The sequence below is a fragment of the Cryobacterium sp. TMT1-2-1 genome (assembly GCF_004403955.1).
Classification (GTDB): domain Bacteria; phylum Actinomycetota; class Actinomycetes; order Actinomycetales; family Microbacteriaceae; genus Cryobacterium; species Cryobacterium psychrotolerans.
Genome location: NZ_SOHC01000017.1, coordinates 24,566 through 32,816, shown reverse-complemented (window position 1 = coordinate 32,816; position 8,251 = coordinate 24,566). Strand labels below are relative to the sequence as shown.

Genomic DNA, 8,251 nt, shown 5'->3' with positions numbered 1-8,251 from the left:
TTCAATCCGAGCCCACTGGTCATCGGTCAGGAGAGCAGTACGCGACATTCCTCCACCCTCCCAAACGAATCACGATTCGATTAGGAGACACGCCCTAGCAGGCTGGTCTGGCCTGCTGTTCCGGCCGCTACGGCCGGGTCGGTCAGGGGTGCAGCAGTCGGTCCAGGCCGCGGTTGATCTGACGCGCCCAGAGCGGACCGCGGTAGAGGAAGGCCGTGTAACCCTGCACGAGGGTCGCGCCCGCCTCGAGGCGTTCGGCGACCTGCTCGGGGGTTTCGACCCCGCCGACGGAGATCACGCAGAGGCCCGCGGGGACCGTGGCCCGGATGAGCCGAAGCACCTTCAGGGAGCGCCCCGCCAGCGGCGCCCCGGAGAGACCGCCGGCACCGGCCGCGGCAACGGTGGCGGCATCCGTCTTCAGCCCGGCACGGGAGATCGTCGTGTTCGTGGCGATGATGCCGTCCAGTCCCAGCTCGACGACCAGCCCGGAGATGCGCGTGACCTCCTCGTCGCTGAGGTCGGGGGCGATCTTCACCAGCAGCGGGGTTGCGCCGGCCGCGGAGCGGACTGCCCGCAGCAGCGGGGCGAGCTGGTCGAGTTCCTGCAGGCCGCGGAGGCCGGGCGTGTTCGGCGAGCTGACATTCACCACGAGGTAGTCGGCGAGCGGGGCGAGGGCCGCTGTGCTGGCCAGGTAGTCGGCGGTGGCGTCCTCGACCGCCGTGACCCGGCTCTTGCCGATGTTGATGCCGAGCACCGGCCGGCCGGCCGTAGCACGCACCCGGGTCAGGCGCGCCACGGCGGCGGCCGCGCCCCCATTGTTGAAACCCATGCGGTTGATCACGGCGCGGTCCGGAATGAGTCGGAACAGTCGCGGCTTCGGGTTTCCGGGCTGGGCGATCGCGGTCAGGGTCCCGACCTCGACGTGGCCGAAACCGAGCTGGCCGAGGCCGATGACGGCCTTGCCGTCCTTGTCGAAGCCCGCGGCCAGACCGAACGGGGAGTCGAAGGTCAGGCCCAGGGCGCTCACCGAGAGGTCGGTGCGCGGCCGGGTGAACCGCCGGACGAACCGCCCGACTCCGAGGGCGGGCAGCGCCCGGATGACGTCGAAGGCGAGGTGGTGGGCGCGCTCGGGGTCGATGCGGGTGAGCACGAGCCGGAAGAAGAGGGGGTACACGGGCTCTACAGCTCGGCCAGGGGGGCCTTGTCCGAGGCCTGCCCGTCGTGTTCGCGGCGCAGCTGGGTGATGGCCTGCTCGAAGTCCTCGAGCGAATCGAAGCCCTGGTAGACGCTCGCGAAGCGCAGGTAGGCGACCTCGTCAAGTTCCCGCAGCGGCGGCAGGATGGCCAGGCCGATGTCGTTGGCGTCGAGTTGGGACGCGCCGGTCTGCCGCACGGTTTCCTCGACCTTCTGCGCGAGCATCGCGAGGTCGGAGTCGGTGACCGGGCGGCCCTGGCAGGCCTTGCGCACGCCGGAGACGATCTTCTCGCGGCTGAACGGCTCGACGACTCCGCTGCGCTTGATCACGTTCAGGCTGGCGGTCTCGGTGGTGCTGAATCGGCGGCCGCACTCCGGGCACTGGCGCCGGCGGCGGATCGAAAGCCCGTCGTCGCTGGTGCGCGAGTCGATGACTCGGGAGTCGGGGTGGCGACAGAACGGGCAGAACATTGTGTTGCCAGCCTATCGTGCCGACGGTGGCGACCGGAGGCCCGGTGTCACTCCCCCGGGAATCGCGCAGCGACCGCGTCCCCGTGCGCCGGCAACGCCTCGGCATCGGAGAGCGCCCGGATGTGCCCGGACACCGCCTGGAGCGCCTCACGGCTGTAGCGCACCACCTGCTGCGGGCGGAGGAATGTGTAGGCGCCGAGTCCGGAAGCGAACCGGGCCTGGCCTCCGGTCGGCAGCACGTGGTTGGATCCGGCCGCGTAGTCGCCCAGGCTGACCGGCGAGTGCGGGCCGAGGAAGATGGCGCCGGCGTTCTCGATCAGGCCGAGCACGGCATCCGGGTCGCTGGTCTGGATTTCGAGGTGCTCCGGGCCGAACGCGTTGCTGAACGCGGCCGCGGCGGACAGATCGTCGACGAGGACCAGCGCGGACTGCCGGCCGCCGAGGGCCGCGGTCACGCGGGCGCTGTGGGCCGTGGATGCCGCGAGCTCGGCCAGCCGCGCGGCGACGGCGTCGGCCAGGGCCGGCGAATCCGTGACCAGCACCGCGGCGGCGAGTTCGTCGTGCTCGGCCTGGCTGACGAGGTCGGCCGCGATGAGCCGGGGGTCGGCGGCGTCATCGGCGATGACGAGGATGTCGGTGGGCCCCGCTTCCGCGTCGATGCCGGTCTGGCCGCGGACCAGTCTCTTGGCGGCGGCAACGTAGACGTTGCCCGGGCCGGTGACGAGTTGCACCGGGTCGAGCCCGATGCCGGGCACGCCGTACGCGAACGCCCCGATAGCGCCGGCGCCGCCCATCGCGTAGATCTCCTCGACGCCGAGCAGTCCCGCGACGGCGAGGATGGTGGGGTGCACGCGGCCATCGAAGTCGCTCTGCGGGGGTGAGGCGAGGGCGATCGAGGTCACGCCGGCCACCTGGGCCGGGACCACGTTCATGACCACGCTCGACGGGTAGACGGCTTTGCCGCCGGGCACGTACAGGCCGACGCGGGCGACCGGCTGCCAGCGCTGGGTGATCTCCGCGCCCTCGGCGATCACGGTCGTGACCCGCGGCGGCACCTGGGCGGCGCTCGCCCGGCGCACCCGGGTGATGGTCTCTTCGACGGCCGTGCGAACCTGCGGGTCGAGCCCGGCCAGCGCCTCACTGATGTGGGCAGCAGGCACCCGAACCTGGGCCGGGCGCACCCGGTCGAGGCGCTCTGCCTGGTCGAGCAGCGCAGCTTCTCCCCTGGCCCGGACGTCGGCGATCAGGTCGGCCGCGATGTCGCTGGCGGACGCCACGTCGGTGAGCGCGCGCGGCACGGCGGCCAGCAGTTCGGCCGGCGTCGGCCGGGTTCCTCGGAGGTCAATCGTCTGGATCATCGCGCTCCAGCATATCCGCCCTATCCTTGAACCATCGGTGCCCGGGAATAGGGTGGTCACCCAGGAGATTGAAGCAGCAGTATGAACGACACGACCTCACCCCCGCCACCGCGGCCGCCTGCCGCCATCCCTCCCCTCGAGGGCGACCCGCACGCTCCCGTCGACCTGGCCGCCTTCAAGCACGCGTTCCGGCGCCACGCCTCGGGCGTCGCCGTGATCACCTCCGCTCGCACCGACGGCACGCCGGTCGGCTTCACCGCCACCTCCCTCGCCTCGCTCTCCGCCGTCCCGCCCCTGGCGACGTTCAACATGGCCCGTTCGGCCAGCGCCTGGCCGGCGATCATGGAGAATGACCGCGTCGTCATCCACATGCTCGGCGTGCGCAATCGCTCGGTCGCCGAGAAGCTGTCCGGCCCGAACGAGCAGCGCTTCGACGGCGACCACTGGTACCGCGGCCCCTACGGCCTCCCGGTGCTGAGGGACGTGACGTCGTGGATGGTGGGGCGCATCATCGAGCGGGTCCAGGTGCACAACAATGCGGTGGTCGTGGTGCAGATCGAAGAGGGCGGCATGGGTGAGGACGACCAGGCCCTGCTCTACCACGAGCGCACCTACCGGGTGCCCGGCGACCGGGTCTAGCCGGCCTTCGACCCGCCGACTTCGACGGTTGCGGTCGAGATTGCCTGGTGTGCCGGTCGAACTCGACCGCGACTGTCACGGTCGAGGCGCGCCTAGTGCTCGCGCTCCTCGCGGCGACGCCGGCGCTCCGCCTCGGCCACCGCGGCCTCCTCGGGAGTGGGTGCGGTGCCGCCGAGGTGTTCCGGCTGCCACCACTGGCCGGCTCCGTCTACGGGGTAGTCGGTCTGCAGCGAGTCGACGAGCCGCTGCAGCGTGTCGTGCAGGCGCAGGGTCTGCTCCGTCGGGTCGGCCGCCGGGTCGACCCGGATCGGTTCGCCGATCGCGTAGCGGATCGGCGTGGCGAAGGCCTCCCGCAGCGAGGGCTGGTGGTTCTTGGTCAGCACGCGGTGGCCGCCCCAGACGGCGACCGGAATCACGGGGACGCCGGCCTCCGCCGCCATCCGCACGGTCCCGGTCTTCAAGGCGCGCACCGTGAACGAGGCGTTGACCCCGCCCTCCGGGAACACGCCGAGCAACTCCCCCGATTTCAGGGAGGCGACCGCCAGCGCATACGCGTCCGCGCCGGCCTTCATGTCGACGGGGATGTGGCCCATCGAGCGCAGCACGGCGCCCGCAAGCGGCTGCTTGAACACGGCCTCTTTGGCCAGGAAGCGGATCCGCCGGCGGTTCTTGTGCCACAGCATCCACTCGACAAGGGCGAAGTCGAGGTAGCCGAAGTGGGTGATCGCCAGCACGGCGCCCCCGGCATCCGGAAGGTTGCGCAGCCCGGTGACCTTCGGCTTCAGCCGCAGGGAGCTGAACAGCGCCCGCCCGACGCCGATCGCGGCCGTGTACACCGGCTCACCCATGTTCATCGGCTCGGCCATCCTCATCCACAAATCCTATCCAAAACCCCATCCCGCGAAACCGCAGTTGTGCGCGCTAAGACCCCCGAATAACGTGCACAACTGCAGGTTCGCGGGGTAGGGAGCGGGGTAAGGAGGGGCGGAGGAGGGGCGGAGGAGGGGCGGAGGAGGGGCGGAGGAGGGGCGGGGTCAGCTCAGGCAGTAGGGCCCGAGGAGGCTCTTCAGCTCGCCGAACAGGTCGGCACTCACCTTCACCTGGTGCGGCAGCTCGAAGACCCGGGCGGAGGCTCCCTTGACCAGCTTGAGGCGCACCTCGGAGTCGCCGCCGTGCCGGGTGAGCACCTCGCCGAGCGCCCTGACCGTGTCGGCGGTCGCCCGCGCCTCGGTCAGGGTGATCGCCAGGGGTCCGCTCTCGAAGCCCTGTCCGAGGTCGGGGCTGAGCAGGCTGAACGCATGCAGGTTCATCCCGTCGTCACGCAGGCTCACCCGCCCGCGCACGACGACGATCGAGTCGCTGACGAGGTCGGCGGTGAACTCGAGGTAGGCCTTACCCATGAACATGACGGTGATCTCGCCGCCGAAGTCCTCGACCTGGATCATGCCGTACTGGTTGCCGGATTTCTTCGCCGTGCGGTGCTGCACGCTCGTGATCAGCCCGGCCACGGTGACGGTGTCGCCGTCCTGGGTCGCCTCGGACGCGATCAGGTCGGCGATCGTCGTGCTGGCGTGCTTGGCCAGCGGGATCTCGAGCCCCGCGAGCGGATGGTCGGACACGTACAGGCCGAGCATGTCGCGCTCGAAGGCCAGCTTCTCCTTCTTGCTCCACTCGGGGCGCTCCGGCACCTGCTCGGTGTCCTGCGGGTCGTCGAAGAGGCTGTCGAAGTCGAAGCCGACCATGCCGTGCACTTCGTCGCGTTTGATCTTCACGGCCGATTCGACGGCGCCCTCGTGGATCTCGACCATGGCCCGCCGGGTGGCGCCGAGCGAGTCGAACGCGCCGGCCTTGACCAGCGACTCGATGGTGCGCTTGTTGGCCACCGGGAGCGGCACCTTGCGCAGGAAGTCGTGGAACGACTCGAAACGGCCCTTCTCGTCGCGGGCGCCGCGGATGGCGTCGACGACGTTGAAGCCCACGTTCCGCACAGCCCCCAGCCCGAAACGGATGTCGGTGCCCACGGCCGCGAAGAAGCCGATGGACTCGTTCACGTCCGGCGGAAGCACCTGGATGCCCATCCGGCGGCACTCGTTGAGGTAGAGCGCGAGCTTGTCCCTGGCGTCGCCGACGCTGGTGAGCAGGGCGGCCATGTACTCGGCCGGGTAGTGCGCCTTGAGGTACGCCGTCCAGTAGGACAGCACCCCGTAGGCGGCGGAGTGCGCCTTGTTGAACGCGTAGTCGGAGAACGGGAGCAGGATGTTCCAGACCGTGTTCACGGCATCCATCGAGTACCCGTTGGCCGTCATGCCGGCGGAGAAGCCCTCGAACTGCTTGTCCAGCTCGGATTTCTTCTTCTTGCCCATCGCGCGCCGCAGCAGGTCGGCCTGGCCGAGGGAGAAGCCGGCCAGCTTCTGGGCGATCGACATCACCTGCTCCTGGTAGACGATCAGGCCGTAGGTGTTGCCGATCACATCGACGAGGGCCTCTTCGAGCTCCTTGTGGATCGGCACGATCTCCTGCTGGCCGGTCTTCCGCAGCGCGTAGTTGGTGTGCGAGTTCGCGCCCATCGGGCCCGGCCGGTACAGCGCGATGACGGCGGAGATGTCCTCGAAATTGTCGGGTTTCATCAGCCGCAGGAGCGAACGCATCGGCCCGCCGTCGAGCTGGAAGACGCCGAGCGTGTCGCCGCGGGCGAGCAGCTCGTAGGCGAGCGTGTCGTCGAGCTCGAGGTCCTCGAGGATGGGGCGGTGGCCGCGGTTCACCTCGATGTTGTCGAGGGTGTCGTCGATGATGGTCAGGTTGCGCAGCCCGAGGAAGTCCATCTTGATCAGCCCGAGGGCCTCGCAGGCCGGGTAGTCGAACTGGGTGACGACCTGGCCGTCGACCTCACGCTTCATGATCGGGATGATGTCGATCAAAGGGTCGGAGGACATGATCACGCCGGCCGCGTGCACGCCCCACTGGCGCTTGAGGTTCTCCAGGCCGAGGGCCGTGTCGAAGACGGTACGGGCCTCCGGGTCGGATTCGATCACGGCCCGGAAGTCGCCGGCCTCCCGGTAGCGGGGGTGGTCCTTGTCGAACATGCCCGTCAGCGGCACGTCCTTGCCCATGATCGCCGGCGGCATCGCCTTGGTGAGCTTGTCGCCCATCCCGAACGGGAAGCCGAGCACCCGTGAGGAGTCCTTGAGCGCCTGCTTGGCCTTGATCGTGCCGTAGGTGACGATCTGCGCCACCCGCTCGTCGCCGTACTTCTCGGTGACGTAGCGGATGACCTCGCCGCGGCGGCGCTCGTCGAAGTCGACGTCGAAGTCGGGCATGGAGACGCGGTCGGGGTTGAGGAACCGCTCGAAGATGAGGCCGTGGCGCAGCGGGTCGAGGTCGGTGATGCCCATCGCGTAGGCGACCATCGAGCCGGCGCCGGAGCCGCGGCCGGGGCCCACCCGGATGCCGTTCTTCCGCGACCAGGTGATGAAATCCGCCACGACGAGGAAGTAGCCGGGGAAGCCCATCTGCAGGATGACGCCGACCTCGTAGTCGGCCTGCTTGCGCACGTTGTCCGGGATGCCGGCCGGGTAGCGCTGGTGCAGCCCCACCTCGGTTTCCTTGATGAACCAGCTCTGCTCGTCCTCCCCCTCCGGCACGGGGAAGCGCGGCATGTAGTTGGCCTGGGTGTTGAACTTCACGTCGCAGCGTTCGGCGATCAGCAGGGTGTTGTCGCAGGCCTCCGGGTTGTCCCGGAAGATGTGCCGCATCTGCGCGGCGGTCTTGAGGTAGAACTCGTCGGAGTCGAACTTGAACCGGTTGGGGTCGTCGAGGGTCGACGCGGACTGCACGCAGAGCAGCGCCGCGTGGGCGGTCGCGTCATGGGCGTGGGTGTAGTGCAGGTCGTTCGTGGCCACGAGCGGCAGGCCGAGCTCCTTGGCGAGCCGCAGCAGGTCACTCATGGTGCGCCGCTCCACGTCAATGCCGTGGTCCATGATTTCGCAGAAGAAATTCTCGCGTCCGAAGATGTCGCGGTAGTCCGACGCCGCCTTCTTCGCCTCCTCGTACTGCCCGAGACGGAGCCGGGTCTGCACCTCGCCGCCGGCGCAGCCGGTGGTGCCGATGAGGCCGGCGGAATGCTGGCTGAGCATCTCCCGGTCCATGCGGGGTTTGAAGTAATACCCCTCGAGCGACGCCCGCGAGGAGAGCCGGAACAGGTTGTGCATGCCCTCCGTGTTCTCCGAGAGCAGGGTCATGTGCGTGTACGCGCCGCTGCCGCCGACGTCGTCACGGTTCTGGGCGCCGGTGCCCCACTTCACCCGGGTCTTGTCGCGCCGGTCGGTGCCCGGCGTGATGTACGCCTCGGTCCCGATGATCGGCTTGATCCCCGCCTCGGTGGCCGTGCGCCAGAAATCGAAGGCGCCGAAGACGTTGCCGTGGTCGGTGATCGCGACCGCGGGCATCCCCTGCTCCACGGCCGCCTCGATCAGCGGTTTCACCCGCGCGGCGCCGTCGAGCATCGAGTACTCGCTGTGCACGTGGAGGTGCACGAACGAGTCGTTCGCGCCTCCCGAATTACCCTGAGGCGCCAAAACTGCTCCGAATTC

6 protein-coding genes are annotated in these 8,251 nt (G+C 69.3%); 1 reads left to right on the top strand and 5 read right to left on the bottom strand.

Translation table 11 applies throughout. From position 1 onward, the window contains the following. Positions 1–142: 142 nt before the first annotated feature. From E3T33_RS02405 to hisD, 3 genes are read right to left on the bottom strand one after another with little or no spacing between them, the layout of a single operon-like run. Positions 143–1,174 (bottom strand): quinone-dependent dihydroorotate dehydrogenase, encoded by a 1,032-nt coding sequence (locus E3T33_RS02405; protein WP_092321557.1) that lies wholly within the window; start codon positions 1,172–1,174, stop codon positions 143–145. 5 nt (positions 1,175–1,179) lie between these two features. Further along, a complete protein-coding gene (gene nrdR, locus E3T33_RS02400) occupies positions 1,180–1,665 on the bottom strand; it encodes a transcriptional regulator NrdR (RefSeq protein ID WP_092321556.1) in 486 nt (161 codons plus the stop codon). 47 nt (positions 1,666–1,712) lie between these two features. Next, positions 1,713–3,023: a histidinol dehydrogenase gene (gene hisD, locus E3T33_RS02395; protein WP_092321555.1), complete on the bottom strand. Its 1,311-nt coding sequence runs from the start codon at positions 3,021–3,023 to the stop codon at positions 1,713–1,715. A gap of 81 nt (positions 3,024–3,104) precedes the next feature. On the opposite strand from hisD, the gene E3T33_RS02390 reads away from it, so the two are divergent. Further along, entirely contained in the window at positions 3,105–3,662 is a 558-nt protein-coding gene (locus tag E3T33_RS02390; RefSeq protein WP_092321554.1) for a flavin reductase family protein, read from the top strand. Between the two features lie 92 nt (positions 3,663–3,754). On the opposite strand, the gene E3T33_RS02385 is transcribed toward E3T33_RS02390, so the two are convergent. Beyond that, positions 3,755–4,534 carry a lysophospholipid acyltransferase family protein gene (locus E3T33_RS02385; protein WP_241977118.1) on the bottom strand — a complete coding sequence of 260 codons (780 nt, stop codon included), beginning with the start codon at positions 4,532–4,534 and terminating at the stop codon, positions 3,755–3,757. A gap of 162 nt (positions 4,535–4,696) precedes the next feature. Then, positions 4,697–8,194, bottom strand: coding sequence for a DNA polymerase III subunit alpha (dnaE, locus tag E3T33_RS02380; RefSeq protein WP_256332679.1), 3,498 nt, complete (start codon positions 8,192–8,194; stop codon positions 4,697–4,699). Between the last annotated feature and the right edge of the window lie 57 nt (positions 8,195–8,251).

Coding starts and splice junctions, on each gene's coding strand:
- nrdR (WP_092321556.1), bottom strand. CDS start 1,665: ATGTTCTGCCCGTTCTGTCGCCACCCCGACTCCCGAGTCATCGACTCG.
- hisD (WP_092321555.1), bottom strand. CDS start 3,023: ATGATCCAGACGATTGACCTCCGAGGAACCCGGCCGACGCCGGCCGAA.
- E3T33_RS02390 (WP_092321554.1), top strand. CDS start 3,105: ATGAACGACACGACCTCACCCCCGCCACCGCGGCCGCCTGCCGCCATC.
- E3T33_RS02385 (WP_241977118.1), bottom strand. CDS start 4,534: ATGAGGATGGCCGAGCCGATGAACATGGGTGAGCCGGTGTACACGGCC.